Source organism: Arthrobacter ramosus (assembly GCF_039535095.1).
Classification (GTDB): Bacteria; Actinomycetota; Actinomycetes; order Actinomycetales; family Micrococcaceae; genus Arthrobacter; species Arthrobacter ramosus.
Genome location: NZ_BAAAWN010000001.1, coordinates 3367752 through 3386983 on the forward strand (window position 1 = coordinate 3367752; position 19232 = coordinate 3386983).

Below are 19232 nucleotides of genomic sequence, written 5' to 3' on the forward strand. Positions count from 1 at the left end.
ACGAACCTTCCGGAAATTGGGACTAGTTCACTTTCGCGAACAGCGTCAGCAGACGTGCGGTTTCCAACACCAGGGCGTCCCGTCCGGCCTTGATGTACTTGCGGGAGTCCACCACCGAGGGGTTGGCATCCAGGTACTCACGGACGGCGCGGGTGAAGAACCCGTTCAAGTGTGTGGATACGTTGATCTTAGTCATACCGGCCCGGATTGCCGCCACCAGCGTTTCATCCGCCACGCCGGAGGACCCGTGAAGGACGAGCGGCAGCCGGACGGCCTCCTTGAGCCGGGTGATGAGGGCCAAGTCCAAGGCTGCACTGCGTTCGGTCATCGCGTGCGAGGAACCGACGGCGACGGCGAGGGCGTCGACGCCGGTGGCGTCCACAAAGGAGCGGGCCTCGGCCGGATCCGTCCGGACTCCCGGAGCATGGGCACCGTCCTTGCCTCCCACTTTCCCGAGCTCGGCCTCGACGTAGACCCCGTGGTCCTGGGCGTATTTGGCGATCCGACGCGTGACTTCAACGTTCGAGTCATAGGGCAAGTGCGCGCCGTCGTACATGACGGACCCGAACCCGAGGTCGACGGCCTGCAGGGCCAGCTCTTCGGATTCGGCGTGGTCCAGGTGCAGTGCCACGGGCACCGAAGAGTCCCTGGCGATGGACATGGCACCCCGGGCAATCGGGACGAGTCCGCCGTGGAAACGGACGCAGTTCTCCGATATCTGCAGGATCAACGGGACACCCGCCGACTCCGCCCCGGCCACCAGGCCTTCCGCTGTTTCGAGGTGGATGACGTTGAAGGCGCCCTGTCCGATTCCGTTGGCCGCGGCGGTATCCATGAGTTCCCGTGTACTGACGAGCGTCACAGGGTCTCCTTCCAGCTGAGAATGAGTTGGTCTTCGAGGTCCGCGTAGAGCGGCGAGATCTCGCCGGCGGACGGCATGAGCACCGCTGCGGCGGACCAGGCTGTTGCCCGGCGGAGGATCGTGGGGATGTCGGTGATGCCGGCGGCGAGCGCGACGGCGGCCGCCGCCACACCGGCGTCGCCGGCCCCCGTGGGGTTGCCTTTGAGTGGTTCCGGGAGCCGGGCGCTCCAGTAGCCTCCGGGGGCGGCATGGTGGAACGCAAGCATGCCTTCAGCGCCGGCACTGACCAGGACCGTTTTGGCGCCGAGGGCGATCAATCGCCGTGCCGCGACGTCCAGGCTGCTTTCCCCCGTTGCTTCGAGGAGTTCGTGGTTGTTGGGCTTGAGGAGGTCCGCTCCGGCGCGTGCGGCGGCGATGATCCCGGGACCGGAGGTATCGACGACGGCGGGAATCCCGGCGTCGTGCGCCAGGCGCACGAGCGCCGGGTAGAAGTCGGCGGGTGCGCCGGGAGGCAGGCTGCCGGAACCGACAAGCACTCCCGCGCTTTGCCCGTCCAGGGCGTCGACGACGGCGGCGGCCAGCGCCTGCCATTCGGACGGCTGGAGCGGGCTCCCCTCTTCATTGAAGATGGACGTTTCGCCGCCCACCGTGTCCACGAGGGCGATGCTGCGCCGTGTTTCCGCGGCGACCGGAATCAGGCGATGCGGCACGCCGCTGCTGAGCAGTTCGGCAGCGAATTCCGCACCGGCCGTGCCGCCCGAGGGCGCGAGTGCCAGCACGGGGTGGCCCAGCTGGTGGGCCACGCGCGCAACGTTGAGGCCTTTTCCACCTGCACGGCTGAGGGGTGCGGCGACGCGATGGCTTGCTCCGGGGGTGATCCCGGCGACGTGGTAGCTGAGGTCGACGGCCGGATTGGGCGTGACGGTGATGACCCGTTTCATGGCCTGTTTCATCGCCTCGTCCCCGTGCCGGAGGCGGCGTTAGCGGCCGGGAGCAGGGCCCTGGCCCTCATGGCGGCCCCGAGCAGGCCTGCATCCTGGCCGAGTTGGGCGCGCATGATGATGGGCCGGCGCTGGAAATCGAGCAGCTCATCGAGGCGCGAACGGAGTGGCTGCAGGAGTCCTTCTCCCGCTTCGGCAAGCCCGCCGCCCACCACCACTGCTTCGGTGCCGATGATGCTGACGCATTGGCTGAGGCTGAAGGCGAGCGCATCCACGGCGTCGGCCCAGATCCGTGCCGCAAGTGCATCGCCCGCTTTGGCCCGTTCGAGGACTTCACGGGCACCGGTGCGCGGAGTTCCGGCTTTGTCGCTGTAACGCCGGGCGATCGCTCCGGCGGAGCCGACTGCCTCGAGGATCGTGTGGCCCGGGCCGTCGGGGTCCGGAACGAGGGCGTGGCCCAGTTCCCCGGCGAAGCCGCCCGCGCGCACCGGGTACCCGTCGGAGATGACGGCGGCGGCGATCCCGGTGCCAACCACCATCACCACGACGTTTCCAAAATCGCGGGCCGCTCCGAAACGGAATTCGGCTTCGGCGGCCGTGCTGACATCGTGGCCGAAGGAGACCGGCAGCCCGAGGCGCTGCGCGGCCTTTTCCCCAAAGGGAAAGTTCCGCCACCCCAGGTTCGCCGAATAGATCCCCACTCCGGTGTCGGAGTCCACGATTCCCGGAACGACAATGCATGCGGCCTTCGCCGGGTGGCCGGGGAATTCAGCGGCAAACTCAGCAGCCAGCGCGGCGATGGCGTCCAGGATCGCCTCGCCCGGGCGCAAGGGATCGTGGGGCGTAGCGGTGCGGCGGAGGCCCTGGACATTCCCAGCCGCGTCGACAAGGCCTGCCTTCAGATCCGTGCCGCCGACATCGAAGGCCAGGACTGCGGATTCAGCGGCTCCGAGAACCATGGGATTGCCTAGGCCGTGGCGTTCAGGACAACAGAGCGCGTGAGGTTGCGCGGAAGATCGGGGTTGAGGCCACGCACGCGCGCCCGCTCCAGGGTGACCTTATGGACCCGGGCCAGCTCGGCGAGCGGGTGCTTGCCGGTGTTGACGTAGAGGGCGCCTGTGCGGCTCATGTCGGCGTCCAGCCCCTCGGGTTGCGGGCCGAAGATCCACGTCACCCGGCCAGGCGCGGCAATGGAGATGGGACCGTGCCGGTATTCCATCGCCGGATAGGATTCGGTCCAGCCCTGCACGGCTTCGCGCATCTTGAGGCCGGCTTCGTGGGCCAGGCCAACGGTCCAGCCGGTACCGAGGAAGGTGAACTGTTCGGCGTCGAGCAGCTCCTGGGAAACAGGCTCGGTGACGGCAGTGCGGGCGTCCTCGATTGCCGTGCCGAGCTCGATGCCCAGGCTCGTCAGGAGGTACACAAGGGCAGTCGTCGCGAAGCGGGTCTGGACCACCGATTTCTCGTCCGCGTAGGGAAGGCCGATCACGGCGTCGGCCAGGGTGGTGCCGGGAGAATTCACGTCGCCGATCACCGCAATCGTCCTGGGTTTTCCGCTGACGGCCTTTCCGCGCACGGCTTCCAACAGCTCAAGTACCTCCGTGGTGGTGCCGGAGCGGGTGATGGCGATGACGGCGTCGTACTGGCGGCCGGCGCTGTTGTGATTGAGGAAGGCTTCGGATGCTGCGAACGCGTCGGTGACGCCCTTGCCCGAGGCTTCGCGGGCAGCGGCATAGCTCTGCGCCATGAACCATGAGGTACCGCAACCGACGACGGCGATCCGCTCGCCGTCAGCGGGAAGCAGGTGCTCCGCCTTGGCTTGCTCAAGTTCGCATTGCTCGATGGCCCGCTTCCAGACCTCGGGCTGCGAAACAAGCTCTTGTTCCATGAAGGCCCCGAGGGTGTTGTTACTCATCGCACTTACCATTCCTGTCCGCGCTTCTTTGACGCGCTCTTCAAAACTCAACGATTTGACGTTTTATGATCCATATAAACACTAAACGATCATATTCAATCGCACAAGGATCGCGGCGGGCCTCGGCGCGCCGGGCAAATGTGAATGACCGCCCCTAGGGAGGAACCCCGCCTTGGCGTCGCTAGAGTGCACAAGCAAAAGCAGGGCCCCTCCATACGGAGAGACCCTGCCTTGTTGACTCGAGAGCGCCGCTAGACCTCGCGCACGCCTGCCCTCCACACCGCGAAAGTCAGCGGGATACCGGGCCGGTACGCCAGGTGCGTCGCCGACGGCGCCTTGAGCATGTGCAGGTCTGCGCGGTGCCCGACGGCGATCGATCCCACCGCCCGTTCGCCGTCGACGTCGTTGCCCGACTCCCTGCCGAGCGCGAGCGCACCGCCATACGTGGCCGCCCGGACGGCTTCGTGGACGCTCAGGTGCATCTGCAGCACCGCCGTGGTGACGCAGAACGCGATGGAGCTCGTGTAGGAGGTGCCGGGGTTGCAGTTCGCGGCCAAGGCAAGCTGCACCCCCGCGTCGATCAGTGCGCGGCCCGGGGCGAGCGGCTGGCGGGTGGAGAGATCGCACGCCGGCAGGCACGTGGCCACCGTGCCGCGCGTGCCCGTTCCGGTGGAGGCATCCCAGCCGCCCCAGGTACCTGCGAGCGCCTCGATGTCGGCCGCTGAAAGGTAATTGACGTGGTCAACACTGGCCGCACCGAACTCCACAGCCAACTGCACGCCAGGTCCTTCACCCAGTTGGTTGCCGTGGACACGCAGGCCCAGGCCCGCATCGCGGCAAGCGGTCAGGACGCGGCGCGACTGATCTTCGGTGAAAGCGCCGCGCTCGCAGAAAACGTCGGCCCAGCTGACGTACGGGCGGACGGCGTCGAGCATTGGGCCGCAGACGAGGTCCGTGTATTCCTCGGCGTCGGCTCCGGCCGGGACCAAGTGCGCGCCGAGGTAGGTGACTTCGTCCACGGTCGCGGCCGCGATGCGTGCACTGCGGGCCTCGTTCTCAAGGTCCAGTCCGTAGCCGGTCTTGCTCTCGAGGTAGGTGGTGCCTTGGGAGACGGCTTCGGCCACGCGCCCGGCGGCGAGTCGGGTCAGTTCCTCGTCGCTCGCGGCGCGGGTGGCGCCTGTGGTGACGGCAATGCCGCCGGCGCTGTAGCGCTGGCCGGCCATCCTGGCCTCGAATTCGGCGGTGCGGTCTCCGGCGAAAATCAGGTGCGAGTGCGAGTCCACCCATCCCGGGAGCACGGCGCGGCCCTCCGCGTCCACGTGTTCATCAGCCGAGGGAGCCTCCGATGCCGGACCGATCCAGGAAATCCGCTCACCTTCGATCACCACGGCGGCGTCCTTAAGGACACGATGCTCCGCGTCCTGGGTCATCAGTTCGCCGATGTTGCTGATCAGTGTGCTCGTCTGCCCGCTCATGAACCTATTGTTCAACGGCGGATGGACCAACGGGTGGCCGCGAGCGACCCCGGTGTCCGGGATACCGGACTGATGCCCGATGCAGGGCCAACGATCCCCGAACCCAGGATCTCGGCGGCAGCGAGTTCAGCAATGGCGGAGGAGGTCTGGAAACCGTAACCGCCTTGGCCCGCAAGCCAGTAGAAGCCGGGAGCCTCGGCGTCGAACCCCACCACAGGAACGCCGTCGGCAGCTTCGGTGCGCAACCCGGTCCATGCTTTGGCCACGGAGCGGATGCCCAGCGAGGTGATCGAATTCAGCCGGGCCACGAGCTCTTCCACGTCGCCGGGACGCGGCTGTGCGTCTTCGGGGCCGCTCGGCACCGTCTCCGACGGCGAAATGAGCACTTGCTCCCCCTCGCGCCGGAAGTAGTAGGAGTCATCCGCTGCCGCCACCATGGGGGTGCCCGGCGCAAGCGGGCGTTCGACGTCGACGATTGCCGCAGTACGCCGGAACGGCTGCAAGCCCAGCTTTTCCACCCCGCTGAGGACCGCGAGTTCGTCCGCCCAGGCACCTGCTGCGTTGACGACGACGGCGGACTGGAAACCTTCCAGCCCGGCGCCCAATTGCCAGCCGGAACCGAGGCGTTGGGCAGAATGGACCCGGGCGCCGGTGATGATGTCCACTCCCCCGGCCTCGGCCCGTTGCCGGTGGTCTTCCAAGAGCACGGGCGCATTGCAGGCGAACGACCCTGTATCCAGGCCAGCGGCCGTGAAGGATCCGGGATTCAGTGCCGGGCACAACTCAAGGGCTCCGGCGTGCGTGATGGGGTGCATGTGCCCGCTGGCTTCTGCCTTGACGGTGGCTTCGTCGCCCACCAACATAAACGAGCGCTGTTCCAGTACCGGTACCGGCAACGCGGCGTCGCGGGCTACCATCAGTTCCAGCGTGCGGACGGTGAGTTCCTGCACGACGGCTGGGCCGAAACTTGGGATCAACTGCCGGGCCGAGCGGGAGGACGTGTGGTAGGCCAGCGTCTGTTCGGCTTCCACGAGGGCCACCGAACACTGGCCGGCCAGCGCTGACGCCAACGACAACCCGGCGATGCCTCCGCCGACAATTACCACATCATAATTTGCAGCCATCCCCCCATCCTGTCAGCGCACAGCCGCAGATGCGAGGGGGCTATTCCACCGCGGACCGCTTGATGCCGCTGTAGGGGGTCCACCACGTGAGCGGCTCCGTGACGGTGAAGCGCCGCCCGGAGATCGAATCCGCAGGAACCCGCACGAAGTGGTCCTTCTTGCCGGCTTCCCACGGAAACAGGGGCAACGAGAACGAGTTGACCACGTCGTCGAGCTGTTTGACGGGCGTCGCTTTGCCGTGGAGCACAACACTCCATGCGACTCCCGTGTTCGCATCGACGCCGTCCACTTCCATGGCCACCGGGAATTCGCCCAACGCCGCGACCAGCTTTGTGCCCGCTCCGGTCCTGAAGACAACCGTCCCCTGGTCCACGGTGTAATTGATCGGAAAAATGTCAGGGTGGTCTCCGAGCCACACGGCCAGCCTGCCGACGGACACGCCCCTCAGGAGATTCCAGCATTGCTGCGAATCCAACACCTCGGTTACACGTTGTGCTGCATCTTTGTCCATGCTGCAGATACTAGGCCTCCGATCCCCCTTGGGACAGGGCTCCCATGAAGGGGACTCAGCGCAAGTACTGGAGCTCCTTGAAATGGCGGATGTAGTCATCCAGGAGCGCTTCTGCCACCCTGACCGAGTCCACGAGCGGGTTCATGGCCATCGACTTGTAGGCTGAGCGCCGGGAACCCGTGAGAGCAGCGTCGATCGTGGCACGTTCCACCGCTTTGGCGTTGATGACGAGTCCGCGCGCGTAGTCCGGAAGAGCCTTTGCCGGGAGCAAGCGGACTCCGCCGGCATCCACGAGGCAGGGCGCCTCGATGACGGCGTCGGCGTCGAGCTCAGACAGGGTGCCCCCATTGGGGACATTCAGGATCAGGCGGGCCGTTTCCCCCTGGCTGATGGCACGCATGATCGCCAAGGCGACGGTCTCGTAGCCGCCGGACACCAGGTCCTCGGCGTCGCGTTCGAACGTGCCGGCCGCCTCCCTGTTGCTTTGCATGTACGTCTCTTCGCGATCGAGCTTGGTCTTTTCCCAGAGCCTGAGGGCTGATTTCGACGACGGGCCCCCCAAGGCGGGCTCCGCACCGCCGTCGTTCGCTTCCACTAGCCCGCTGTAGAAGGATGACTGTTGCCGCGCCAGGTAAGCGCCGCGGGTGGTTTCGGCGCGCCGGTCAGCGTCGAGCGCTTCCCGCCTGAAGTAGTAGTAATGCAGATACTCGTTGGGAACCGCGCCCAGGGCTTTGATCCAGGAAGCGCCGAACAGCCGGCCTTCTTCGAAGGACTCGATGGCGCCGTCGTCGGCCAGGAGCCGCGGCAGGACATCCTCACCGTCGACTACCAGCCCGCGCAGCCAGCCCAGGTGGTTGAGGCCGATGTAGTCGATTTCCACGGAACCGTCCCGAAAGGCTGCCGCTCCGCGGTGGACTCCGGTTGCGAGCAGGCATCTCCTGGCCAGCCCCACCGGCGAATCGCAGATCCCCACCACCTTGCTGCCAAGGACCCGCGTCATGACTTCGGTGATGACCCCGGCCGGATTGGTGAAGTTGATGAACCAGGCGTCCGCAGCATGTTTCTTCACGGCCTCGGCGATGTCCAGGACTACGGGAATGGTCCGCAGGGCATAGGAAATCCCGCCGGCGCCGACGGTCTCCTGCCCGATGACGCCGTTCTTCAGGGCGATCCGTTCATCGGCGGCACGCCCCACCAGGCCACCCACCCGGATGGCGGAGAAGATGAAGTCGGTACCGGGCAGGGCTTCGGACAGCTCCGTGAACATCCTCACTGAGGGTGCGCCGGGCACCCCCTCGGCCAGGTCGGCAAGGACCCTGGCTACCACGCCCAGGCGCGCGGGGTCGGAATCGAACAGCCTCAGTTCGGTGACCCGGCCGGGCCTATGGTCGGACAGCAATGCTGAATAGACCAGGGGTACCCGGAATCCCCCGCCGCCCAGGATGGTGAGGATCATGGGAACTCAGAGCCCCGCGGCGGCGCGGCTCTTCACAAAGGCCTCAACACACGCCTCGACGTCCTCGGAGCTGTGTGCCGCCGAGAGCTGCACGCGGATCCGGGCTGCTCCCTTGGGTACCACCGGGTAGCTGAACGCCGTGACGAACACTCCGTGGTGGAGCATCTCGTCGGCAACCTTCGCGGCCACCACGGCGTCGCCGAACATCACCGGAATGATGGCGTGCTCGCCGTCGAGCAGTTCGAAGCCTTCCTCGCTCATGCGGCGGCGGAACAAGGCAGCGTTCTCGAAGAGCCTGGAGCGGAGCTCGCCCGAGCCCCGGACCAGCTCAATGGCCTTGATGGTGGCTGCAACGATCGCCGGGGCCAGGGAGTTGGAGAACAGGTACGGGCGGGCCTTCTGGCGCAGCATGGCGATGATTTCGCTGCGGCCGGAGACGTAGCCGCCGGAGGCGCCGCCAAGGGCCTTCCCGAACGTGCCGGTGTAGATGTCGATCCTGTCGGAAACACCCGCGTGTTCCGGGGTTCCGGCACCGGTGGCTCCCATGAAGCCGACGGCGTGGGAATCGTCCACCATGACCAGCGCGTCGTGCTTTTCCGCGAGATCGCAAATGGCCTCGAGCGGAGCAAGGTAGCCGTCCATGGAGAAGACGCCGTCCGTCACGACGATCTTGCGCCGGGCCGGGGCCTCGGCGGTTGAGGCCTCGATGAGCTTGGCTTCGAGGTCAGCCATGTCCTGGTTGGCGTAGCGGAAGCGCTTGGCCTTGCTGAGCCGGATGCCGTCAATGATGGAGGCATGGTTCAAGGAATCGGAGATGATGGCGTCCTCGGCCCCGAACAGTGACTCGAAAACGCCTCCGTTGGCGTCGAAGCAGCTGGAGAACAGGATGGTGTCCTCGGTTCCGAGGAACTGTGAGACGCGGGCCTCGAGCTCAAGGTGCAGGTCCTGGGTGCCGCAGATGAAACGGACGGATGCCATGCCGAAGCCGCGCTCGTCCATGGCGGACTTGGCGGCCGCGATGATGTCCGGGTGGTCTGCGAGGCCCAGGTAGTTGTTCGCGCAGAAGTTCAGGACGGTATTCGCCGGCTGGCCGAGCTGGCCTGCGGAGATGTGGCTGGCCTGCGGCGAGTCAATGTGGCGTTCGGTCTTGAAGAGGCCCGCGGTGCGGATCTCTTCAAGTTCGCCCTGCAGCTGGTCTTTGATGCTTGAGTACATGGTGGCTCCTGGTACTGGGGTCTTGGGGAGGACTTTACGGTGTCTTAGATTTCGGTCCAGTCGAGGACGACCTTGCCGCCTGTGCCGGCGCGGGCGATTTCGAAACCCTTTTCCCAGTCGGTGGCGGACAGCTTGTCCGTGACGACGGCGGAAATGTGGCTGTGCAGTACGGGGTTGGAGGACAGCATGGCGCTCATGGCGTACCAGGTTTCGTACATCTCGCGGCCGTAGATGCCCTTGAGGGTCAGCATGTGGGTGACCACTTTGCCCCAGTCGATGTCAATGGACTGGCTGGGCAAGCCAAGCATGGCGATGCGTCCGCCGTGGTTCATGTTGTTGATCATCTCAGGCAGGGCCGTGGGATGTCCGGACATTTCCAGGCCGATGTCGAATCCTTCGCGCATGCCGAGCTCGAGCTGGGCATCCTTGACGCGCATCTTCGACACATCGACGGCGAGGTCCACGCCCATCTTCCGGGCGAGTTCGAGGCGGGGAGCGGAGACGTCCGTGATGGCGATCTTGCGGGCACCGGCGTGGCGCGCGACGGCGATTGCCATGAGTCCGATGGGTCCGGCACCTGTGATGAGCACATCCTCGCCGACCAGGGGGAAGCTCAGGGCGGTGTGGACGGCGTTGCCGAAGGGGTCGAAGATGGCGCCGAGCTCAGGAGTGATGGAGGGATCCTGGTGGACCCAGACGTTGGTCTCGGGGATGACAACGTATTCGGCGAAGGCGCCATCGCGCTGCACGCCCACGGACACCGTGTGGATGCACATCTGGCGGCGGCCTGCACGGCAATTGCGGCAGATGCCGCAGACCACGTGGCCTTCCCCGGAGGCACGGTCACCGACCTTGACGTCGCGGACGTCCTCGCCCACGGATACCACTTCGCCGTAGAACTCGTGTCCCGCGATCAACGGAGCCCCGATGATGCCCTGCGCCCAAGCGTCCCAGGATTGGATGTGCAGGTCCGTTCCGCAGATACCGGTGGTCATGACGCGGATCTTGACGTCGCTGGGACCTGCCTCCGGCTCGGGCCGTTCGACGAGTTCAAAACCAGAGTGGGGACCGGACTTGTAGAGAGCCTTCATGGGTCTTCCTAACTCAAGGGATTGGGCCGTTTGTGTGCCGTTTCACTTCATTGAAACCCCACGGACGGTTTAGCACAACTAGGTTTTTCTCAATCAACGATTTAGCATTTGCTTAATGGAAGTACATCAGCTCCAAATGCTCAGGGAACTAGGAGATCTGGGTAGTGTCAAGGCCGTGGCCGAGACGCTCATGGTCACTCCCTCGGCCGTCTCCCAGCAGCTCGCACTCCTGCAGAAGTCGGTGGACGTGCCACTGACCCGCAAGGAAGGCCGCGCCCTGGTGCTCACCGATGCGGGCCGGGTGCTCGCCGACGCCGGAGCCGCCGTCGTGAACGCCATGGCCGACGCCCGCGCCGCCATTGGCGCGTACCACGATTCACCGGGTTCCACCGTGACCGTGAGCGCTTTCCACAGTGCGGGCCAGGCTTTGTTCGCTCCGCTCGCGGCTTTGCTGACCAGCGCGCGCAACGCGGGTCCGGAAGGCAGCGTTCCCCGCGTGAAACTCGCTGACGAAGACGTAGCGCAGGAGGATTTTCCTGGCCTCGCCGCGCGCTATGACCTCGTGCTGGCACACCGGATGGAGCACAGCCCCGGGTGGCCCACCGACAAAGTAGCCGTGATTCCGCTCGCCGACGAACCGCTCGACGTCGCGTTACCTGCGGGGCACCCGCTCGCGGCGCGACGCGAACTCAGGCCGGCCGACGTCGTCGGGCAGCAGTGGGTGACCAGCCGCGCCGGCTACTCCCCCGCGGACGTGCTGGCCGCCGTCGTCGCCGTCAGCGGGCGTCCGGCGGATGTCCTGCACCGCATCAACGACTACTCAACCGTGGCCTCGCTCGTGGCGGCCGGTGGCGCGATTGGTTTGCTCCCGCGGTTCACCGCCCAGCGGGTACTGGACGCCGGCGTCGTGCTGCGTCCGCTCGCGGGGGTGAATTCCGTGCGCAAGATCGACATCCTGGCGAGGCCGGAAACCCTGAAACGGAAATCGGTCATGACGGTCTGCGAAGCGCTGCAGACCGTCATGACCGAACTCGCCGGCGGTATCCAGCCCAACTGACTCGCATTTGTTGACGTTATGGGCGCCCAATACGACAACAAATGCGAGTTACTTGGGAGCTGGGACGCTAAAGGTCCCGGACCCGGGCCGGCTGGCCTGCGTTGAAATACTCCACGAGCTCTTCCGGCAAGGCCGGAACCAGCTTCGCGCAACCGTCGCCGCGGAGGGACTCGGTGGCGAGCACTCCCGCGGCCACGGCCTCGCGGGCCGCGATCGGCGAAGTCGCCGTGGTTCCCCCGTCCTTGGCGAAGCGCAGGAACTCCGTTATGAGCAAGGGGTCCGCACCGCCATGGCCGCCTTCACCGTCACGGACCAAGACCGTCTGGTCTGGCTCGGCGAAGCCCGAGGTGGTCCTGGTGGTCCACACGTAGATCTGGTCGCCGGCCCCGTCGCCGAAGTTCTCGATCCTGCCCTTGGTGCCGATCACCGTGTAGTTCCGCCAATAGTCCGGGGTGAAATGGCACTGCTGGTACGAGGCGAGCACCCCGTTATCCAGGACCATGTTCATCATCGAGATGTCCTCGACGTCGATCGTCTCGGCGAGGTCCGTCTGTTCGGTGGGGGGCCAATTGTCCACGGAGAACCAATCTCCCATCCGGCGTGCCGTGTTGTCGCGGCGGGAAGCGACGTCCCCGTACACGGCCAGCTCGCCGATCGCCTGCACCTTGGTGCTGTATCCCCCGGCGAGCCAGTGGATGACGTCGATATCGTGCGCGCCCTTTTGCAGCAGCAGCCCTGTGGTATTGGCACGCTGAGCATGCCAGTCCTTGAAATAGTAGTCCCCGCCGTTCCCCACGAAGTGCCGGCACCAGACTGCCTTGACGTCACCGATGGTCCCGGCCTGGATGATTTCGCGCATCTGCACCACCACAGGCATGTGCCGCATGTTGTGGCCCACATAGAGTCGCGTTCCGGTGTCGAAGGCCGTCTGGAGGATAAGGTCGGCTGCCTCCAGCGTGACGTCGAGCGGTTTCTCGCAGAACGTGGGAATGCCCGCCTTGAGCGTCCGGACGGCGACGGCGGCGTGCTGGTTGTCCGGAGTCAGGACCAGGACCGCGTCCAGGCCGGAGGTCAACAAGACGTCCAAGTCGTCGGTGATTACCGCCGTCGGGATCTTTTCGGCCGCATCCGCCCTGCCGCGCTCGCCCAGATCGCACACGACGGTGACTTCCGAACCGTGGCCGGGCTTGTGCGCGTGGCGCCACAGTGACGACCGCAAGCCGAATCCGACGATGCCTACTTTGAGGTCCATAAATACTTTCCTAACTAGAGAAGTTGATGCGCCGGCGTGTTTGACCCGCGCGCCGCGCGATTCCTTGATTGACCAGCTCGCGGACCCTTCGGTAATGAAGGGGGTCGTAGCTGAAGCTGTCCATGGCGAGGCTCCCGCCCGAGCCGTTCGTATCGATGAGCGCGAGCACCTCCTCGCGACCGGCCAGCTTGGCCAGGAGCGAGAGTGCCCGGTGGTCCCACATGGCCTGAGCGAAAACCTTGTAACGGATCGACTCCCACGGCACCCCATCCGGTCCCGGGTAGACCACGAAGGCGTCGCCGCCCGGAAAAGCTCCTCCGGCACAGGTGTCCTTGAACGGGTCGACGGGCGCCAGCGAGTGGGCTGTGTTGTAGAAGTTGAATCCCCAATGAAGGAAGCCCGCACATGCCAGGGCAAAGAGCTGGTGGCCCAACACCCGGTTTCGCACTGAAGGCATGGAAATGAACCGGTTGGCAACGCCGGTGTCCTGCGCGACGCAGTAGTAGACCCACAGGTCCTTCACCCCGGCCGCCAGGAATGGGGCCACGCCGTCGCTTGCCACAACTGGTGTCGGCACCGCCCCGCTGCTGTAGAACTCAAAGTCGCTCAGGGCGTCAACCACTGTCAGCCCGTCCAGGAGATCCGCGACGACGTCCTTTGCCTGTTGGTACCCCGCCAGGGCTTCGGCGCCCGCTGGTTCATCGGAAATGTGGATAATGACCCGGTCAAGGGACCAGTGCTCTCCCAGGAATGAACGCAGGGCCGGCAGCAGCCCGGCCATGAGCTCCCGATAAGCGGACGACGTCGACGGCACGTCCCAGCCAAAGCGCCGCTCCAGGCCTTGCGTGGTCTCGACATAGATCGCCGGCGTCGCCTTGGCACCCCATTGCGTGAACAAATGGGCGATTTCCAGGTACCGGATGCCGTGTTTGGCACAAAGGCCCACCCAGCGCAGCAGCTTGCTGAAATCAAAGTGATAGCCGGAATCTTCGCGGATCCCGATCAGCTGGGTGGGCAGCCGTGTTCCCCCGATGGCTGTGTCGAGCGGCGGAGTCCACGTGGGCGTCAGCAGGGAGTTGGCTCCCATCCTTGCCGCAGACCCCATGAAGGCATCGATGATCGACCAATGCTCTTCGCTGAAGACGCCGACGCCATAATGGCTCGCCAAGCCGTCGCAGTGGAACCAGTGGGCGTTGACGATCTCCAGCTCCGGCGCTTGAGCAGGCAGCACGGTGACATCGATGGTGGTGCTGAAGAGCGTATTGCCTTCCATATCCCGCACCGAGATCCCGAGTTCGTGATCGCCAGCGTTCTCGGCGGATGGCACCATGAGATCGATCCATGCAGCCGTCCATTGCCCATGGAGGGGCTTGATCAGACCATCCGGGGCAGGCCTCAAAAGGTCGGGATACAAACCCGGAGTGTCCCGGTCATAGCCGCTATCATGCTGCGGGAATGCCGCCAAGGAACAGGGCACCAGCTCAACCTGCGAAATGGAGGCAAACCCCGCCGCCGGACTATCGACTGCAACTTCCAACGCCCCCGACAGCCGAAAATCGTGTTTCATCGGCGGCCTGAGGGCCACCTGGACCGACGCAGTCTCGCCGGGGAAAACGGACATCGGGATGGTCCTGTCGAAAGGCCGTGGTGGAGCGTCCGGGTAGACCTTTTCCAAGGAGTCCACCAGCACGAACGACCAGCCGTCCGGCTGGACCGGGTTCTGTTCCGTCAAGGCTTCGATCCTTTCCTACATGGGTCTCTACGTGGGTTTCTTCGTGAGTCTCTACTTGAGTCCGGAGCGGCCGATTCCTGCCATGACACGCTTCTGCATGAGCAGGAACATGATCAGGATTGGCGCCATGGCCATCAGCGATGCGGCCATGAGGATCGGGTAGTTGTTGGCGTGTTCACCTTGGAGGTTCGAAAGCCCGACACTCAACGGCGCGGCGTTCGCCGTCGACGTCACCACCAAAGGCCACAGGAGATCGTTCCAGGACCACAGCACGGTAATGATGACCAGTGCCCACAGGCCGTTTGCCGCGAGGGGCAGCATGACCCGGAAGAAGATCTGGAACGGATTGGCACCGTCGAGCCGTGCCGCGTCTTCGAGTTCGTCCGGAAGCCCCATGAAGAACTGGCGCATCAGGAAAAGGCCGAAGGCGCTGAAGATGCCCGGAGCCACGATACCGGCGATGCTGTTCAGCCAACCCAGGTTTTGGATGATCTGGTACTGCGGGATCAGGAACAATTGCGACGGCACCATGATGATCGACAAGACGATGGCCAGGATGAGCCCTTTGAACCGGAAATGCATCCGCGCGAAGGCGTAGCCGGCCATGGAGCATAGGAGCACCTGGCCGATCACCCTGATGACAGTGATTGCTACCGTCACCCAGAGCTGTGAACCGAAATTCATGGAGGTGAAAACGTCCGCGAAGTTATGCCATTGGACCACGCCGGGCCACAGGGTGGGCGGCGTGCTTTGGACCTCGGCGTTCGTCGAAAGCGACATGACGATCTGGTACAGGAGCGGTGAGATCATGGCCAACCCGCCAATGCCCAGTACACAGTGTGCCAGGACGTTCGAGCCCTGCTTGCCGCCTTTGGCGCTGTGGCTCTTGGTGCCGCGGTTCTTGCCGTCGCGGCCCGCGGGTTCCGAGGGTTTGCCTCCAGCGTGAGATGGCCTTGCTGAAGCGATCTGCCGCGATTCGACACCGCTTTTTGTGGAGAGCAGCGATTCAGACATAGTTGACCCACCTCTTCTGGACACGGAATTGGAAAGCGGTCAGAAGAGCGATGATGACCAGGATCAGGATGCCGATGGCTGCGGCATAGCCCTTGTCGTTCTGCAGGAAGGCCTGGTTGTAGAAGATGTACACGAGGCTTTGCGTCTGCGGCATCGCCAGGTTGGCTTTGCCCATCATCACGTACAGGAGATCGAACAGCTGGAAGCCGCTGATCACGGTGACGATCGTGACGAAGAAGATGCTGGGCGTCAACAACGGAACGGTAATGCTGAAAAATTGGCGGACCCGGCTCGCCCCGTCCATTTCCGCGGCCTCGAAGAGCTCCCGCGGGATCTCGCGAAGTCCCGCGCTGATGATGATGAGGTTGAACCCCAGCGACATCCAAAGCCCCACGGTAGCCACGGCGAGCAGTGCGAACCCCGGCGTCGATGTCCAGTAGGGGCCCTGGATCCTAAACAAGCCCAGGAACCAGTTGATGGGTCCGAAGTCACCGTTGTAGATCAACCTCCACACGATCCCGACGGCGGCCGGCATGGTGATGTAGGGAATGAAGTACAGCGTCCGGTACAGGGTTGCGAAGCGCAGTCCGGGACGCTCGATCAACGACGCAAGAATGACCGCGATGGGAATCCCCAGCAGCACGACGACCGTATAGATCAGCGTATTGACGATTGACTGCGGAATAGTGGAATCCGCGAACATCCGCACGTAGTTGTCCAGGCCGATGAACTTGGTTCCGCCGAAGACTCCCCACTTGGTGAAGCTGTAGTAGAACGTCTGGACGATCGGCCAAAGATAGAACACACCGATGCCCGCAACGGTAGGCACCACGAACAACCATGGCCACCAGCCATCCGACTTCGATTTTCCTCTGCGGCGATCCCCGGCTGCTTGGGCGGCGCGGCCGCTTTTGGAGGCCGGCGTCAGGGTCTGGGCTTTCATGATTCTTTGGCCAGCGCGGCATTCATCTGGCTGGCAAGGTCCTTGGCGACGTCGGCAACCGGCTTGGTCCCGGCGAACGCCTGCGGCAGCAAGGTGTTCTCGAGTTCGTTCCAGGCGGCCGTGTTTACCGACGCCGGGTAGGGCGAAGCATCCTTGGCCAGCTCAAGGAAGACGCTGAGTTCAACAGAGGGAACAGACTTGACCCAGGCATACTGCGTGCCGTTGAAGGCCGGAATGACGGTTCCGGTTTCAGCCTGGATCTTGGCGGCATCCTGGGTTCCCAGGAAGGCCACGAAGGCCTGCGCAGCGGCCGGGTTCTTCGCATTGGCGGGAATCACGTTGGCTAGTCCGTGGATCACGCTCTGGTTGCTCTTCGGCCCCTTCGGGAGGCTGACAATGCCAAGATCGTCCCCAAGGGCTTTCTGGGCCGGCCCGACGGTCCAGGATCCGTCCATGGTCATAGCCAATTTCCTGGACGTGAACATGTCGCTCGAGGCTGTGTCCGTCAATTGCTGCATCGAGGGAGATACGCCGGATGCGATGAGGTCGCGCCAGAACTGGAGGCCGGCGATTGAGCCGGCCGAGTCGTATCCGGACTTCTTGCCGTCAGTCGAGATGACGGTACCGCCGGCTTCAATCATCGTGTTGTAGTAGCTGGTCTGGCCGCCCGTGAGGTCACCGGCATACCCGTAGACGCCCTTGCCCTGATAGAACTTGGACAGCTTGGCACCGGCGGATTTCACGTCGTCCCACGTCCAGTTGGACGTCGGCTCGGACACCCCGGCTTCCTTGAAGAGGGCCTTGTTGTAGAAGAGCGCGCTGGTATCGAAGTCCTTGGGGACCCCGTAGAACGCCCCGTTGACGGTGTACAGATCGACCAACGCCTTGGGGTAATTGGCCGTATCCACTGCTTTGCCGGACACCAGGCCGTCCAGGGGCATCAGCTGGTTGTTTTGCGCGTAAAGCTTGATGTGCGGGCCATTCATCCAGAAAACGTCCGGCAGCGTGTTGCTGCTTGCCTGGGTTTGGATCTTCGTCCAGTAGGCCGAACCCTTCGACGGCGTGACGTCGATGGTGACCTTGATGTTCGGGTATTGCTTGTTGAATTCGGCCACGATTTTCTGCATCGCGGGCTTTTGTGCCGCGTCCCAGATGGCGTAGCTCAGCTCGGCGCTCAGGTCCTTGGCGGGAGCGGCGTAGGCGGCCTTGGCTGCGCTACCCCCGGCGGCACTGTTCCCGCCGCAGGCGGCGAGCGAAACGACGGCGGCACCGGCCGCCGCAAAGGAAAGGAATGACCTGCGGGTCACGTTGTGGTTCATAAGAATTCTCCGATGTCTTGGTCAGAAGACCGACGGTCCTTCGGGGGCGGGCCCGCATTCGGCGAACAGCCAACCCAACTGGTGTTGTGCAGTTGATCACATCATGTTAATCGTTTAAAGGCAAGATTCTGAATGATCTTTCTTTAACTTTTACGGGCAGAAAACGTCATCAAAGTGCATGAAGGCGAGTCGCCTGATCATCGCCCACGTGTCTCGCCTACCGCGGGGATAGCCCGGGCTCACGCCGAGGGTGCCGGGTTCACACCGAGGGAGCTGAGTCCCTCACGATGAGCTTCCAGGGGAATTCCAGAATGCCGGCGGGCGCGTCGGGATTCTCTGCCCGGTCGAGCAGGAATGCGGCCAAGCCATCGAAAAATCCCTCGGGACCAACGGTGGTCAACGACGGCGTCATGCGCTCGCCTTCAGTGGTGTTGCCGATACCGAGCACCTCAACGTCCTCGGGAATGCGAAGTTGCAGCCGTTGGGCCGCATGGATGGCGGCTATCGCCGCGAAGTCGGTGGTCGCATAGATCGCGGTCGGACGGTCGGCCCGCTGCAGGAGTCGCAGCGCCGCATCGAAGGCGCTGAGCCCGTCGCGGTCATACGTTTCCACGTAGTCGTCCCGGTAATCCAAGCCGGCCTTGGCCAGGCCACGGGTGTAGGCGCCCAAGCGGATGTCCAGGGTGCTCATCGAATGCCTTGAGGAGATCAGGCAACCCACCCGGTGGTGCCGCGCGGTGAGGTGATCCACTGCCTGTTCGCAAGACGAGCCGGCCAAGGGCCGCACGACGTCGAATCCCTCGGGTTCCATGGTGTCGCTGAAAACCACCAAGCGCTGCAACCTCGCCGCCTGCGCCAGCAGTTCGGCGTCCCCGGGCTCTTCGGCGCCGTCGATGAACGTCACGTCCGCGTTTTGCCGTTTCAGTGCCACCCGCCAGTCGGTATCCGCCAGAATCATAGGCGTAATGCCACGTTGGGCAGCAGCCGTACCAACAGCGCGGCTGACATCCAGTGCCCACGGATCCGAGATCATGGTCAGCGACAACATGAGCAGGTTCGTTCGTCCTGTGCGGATCGCCCTTGCCGATTGGTTGGGGCGATATCCGAGGGCCAGGGCAGCCTCTTGAACCCGCAGTACGGTAGCGGGGGCCACCCCGGACCCGCTCCTGCTTCCGTCCTTGCCGCTCCTGCCTGAAAGCACGTAGGACACAGTCGCCGTCGAAACCCCGGCTGCCGCCGCCACGGACTTGATCGTGGGGCGCATTCGTCTCCTTCTTGGCTAAGACGCCGACCCTCGGGCGCGGTTCGGCGGTAGTAGCATCATA

The 19232-nt window shown here is 64.4% G+C and carries 17 protein-coding genes; 1 reads left to right on the forward strand and 16 read right to left on the reverse strand.

The genetic code is table 11. From position 1 onward, the window contains the following. Positions 1-22: 22 nt before the first annotated feature. The 10 genes from ABD742_RS15615 to tdh all read right to left on the reverse strand — a co-directional run bounded on the left by ABD742_RS15615 (position 23) and on the right by tdh (position 10590). A complete protein-coding gene (locus ABD742_RS15615; protein ID WP_234750769.1) occupies positions 23-862 on the reverse strand; it encodes a class II fructose-bisphosphate aldolase in 840 nt (279 codons plus the stop codon). Then, positions 859-1815: a 1-phosphofructokinase family hexose kinase gene (locus ABD742_RS15620; RefSeq protein WP_234750770.1), complete on the reverse strand. Its 957-nt coding sequence runs from the start codon at positions 1813-1815 to the stop codon at positions 859-861. Before ABD742_RS15620 ends, ABD742_RS15615 begins: the two co-directional genes overlap by 4 nt. Beyond that, positions 1812-2762, reverse strand: a complete 951-nt coding sequence (locus tag ABD742_RS15625; RefSeq protein ID WP_234750771.1) for an ROK family protein — start codon at positions 2760-2762, stop codon at positions 1812-1814. Before ABD742_RS15625 ends, ABD742_RS15620 begins: the two co-directional genes overlap by 4 nt. A gap of 8 nt (positions 2763-2770) precedes the next feature. After that, on the reverse strand, positions 2771-3718 hold the full coding sequence (locus ABD742_RS15630; protein ID WP_234750772.1) for an SIS domain-containing protein: 948 nt from the start codon (positions 3716-3718) through the stop codon (positions 2771-2773). Positions 3719-3969: 251 nt separating this feature from the next. Next, a complete protein-coding gene (hutI, locus tag ABD742_RS15635) occupies positions 3970-5193 on the reverse strand; it encodes an imidazolonepropionase (protein WP_234750773.1) in 1224 nt (407 codons plus the stop codon). 11 nt (positions 5194-5204) lie between these two features. After that, on the reverse strand, positions 5205-6317 hold the full coding sequence (locus ABD742_RS15640) for an NAD(P)/FAD-dependent oxidoreductase (protein ID WP_234750774.1): 1113 nt from the start codon (positions 6315-6317) through the stop codon (positions 5205-5207). 40 nt (positions 6318-6357) lie between these two features. Further along, on the reverse strand, positions 6358-6828 hold the full coding sequence (locus ABD742_RS15645) for a pyridoxamine 5'-phosphate oxidase family protein (protein ID WP_234750775.1): 471 nt from the start codon (positions 6826-6828) through the stop codon (positions 6358-6360). A 55-nt stretch (positions 6829-6883) separates the two neighbouring features. Next, a complete protein-coding gene (locus ABD742_RS15650) occupies positions 6884-8284 on the reverse strand; it encodes a 6-phospho-beta-glucosidase (RefSeq protein ID WP_234750776.1) in 1401 nt (466 codons plus the stop codon). A 6-nt stretch (positions 8285-8290) separates the two neighbouring features. Further along, the gene (locus ABD742_RS15655) at positions 8291-9499 is read right to left on the reverse strand and encodes a glycine C-acetyltransferase (RefSeq protein WP_234750777.1); all 1209 of its coding nucleotides are present in this window, start codon (positions 9497-9499) and stop codon (positions 8291-8293) included. Positions 9500-9543: 44 nt separating this feature from the next. Beyond that, positions 9544-10590, reverse strand: a complete 1047-nt coding sequence (tdh, locus tag ABD742_RS15660; RefSeq protein WP_234750778.1) for an L-threonine 3-dehydrogenase — start codon at positions 10588-10590, stop codon at positions 9544-9546. A gap of 115 nt (positions 10591-10705) precedes the next feature. Between tdh and ABD742_RS15665 the strand changes: the two genes are divergently transcribed. Then, on the forward strand, positions 10706-11647 hold the full coding sequence (locus tag ABD742_RS15665) for a LysR family transcriptional regulator (RefSeq protein ID WP_234750779.1): 942 nt from the start codon (positions 10706-10708) through the stop codon (positions 11645-11647). A 67-nt stretch (positions 11648-11714) separates the two neighbouring features. Here the strand turns inward: ABD742_RS15665 and ABD742_RS15670 are convergent, their stop codons facing one another. The 6 genes from ABD742_RS15670 to ABD742_RS15695 all read right to left on the reverse strand — a co-directional run bounded on the left by ABD742_RS15670 (position 11715) and on the right by ABD742_RS15695 (position 19171). Continuing rightward, positions 11715-12899 carry a Gfo/Idh/MocA family protein gene (locus ABD742_RS15670; protein WP_234750780.1) on the reverse strand — a complete coding sequence of 395 codons (1185 nt, stop codon included), beginning with the start codon at positions 12897-12899 and terminating at the stop codon, positions 11715-11717. 10 nt (positions 12900-12909) lie between these two features. Beyond that, positions 12910-14631, reverse strand: coding sequence for a DUF4091 domain-containing protein (locus ABD742_RS15675; RefSeq protein ID WP_234750781.1), 1722 nt, complete (start codon positions 14629-14631; stop codon positions 12910-12912). Positions 14632-14682: 51 nt separating this feature from the next. Beyond that, positions 14683-15645, reverse strand: a complete 963-nt coding sequence (locus tag ABD742_RS15680; RefSeq protein ID WP_234750782.1) for a carbohydrate ABC transporter permease — start codon at positions 15643-15645, stop codon at positions 14683-14685. Beyond that, complete coding sequence (locus ABD742_RS15685) at positions 15638-16588, reverse strand: carbohydrate ABC transporter permease (protein WP_234750783.1); 951 nt, start codon at positions 16586-16588, stop codon at positions 15638-15640. The genes ABD742_RS15680 and ABD742_RS15685 overlap by 8 nt, the downstream gene beginning before the upstream one ends. Continuing rightward, positions 16585-17907: an extracellular solute-binding protein gene (locus ABD742_RS15690; protein ID WP_234750784.1), complete on the reverse strand. Its 1323-nt coding sequence runs from the start codon at positions 17905-17907 to the stop codon at positions 16585-16587. The genes ABD742_RS15685 and ABD742_RS15690 overlap by 4 nt, the downstream gene beginning before the upstream one ends. 259 nt (positions 17908-18166) lie before the next feature. Beyond that, positions 18167-19171: a LacI family DNA-binding transcriptional regulator gene (locus tag ABD742_RS15695; RefSeq protein ID WP_234750785.1), complete on the reverse strand. Its 1005-nt coding sequence runs from the start codon at positions 19169-19171 to the stop codon at positions 18167-18169. Between the last annotated feature and the right edge of the window lie 61 nt (positions 19172-19232).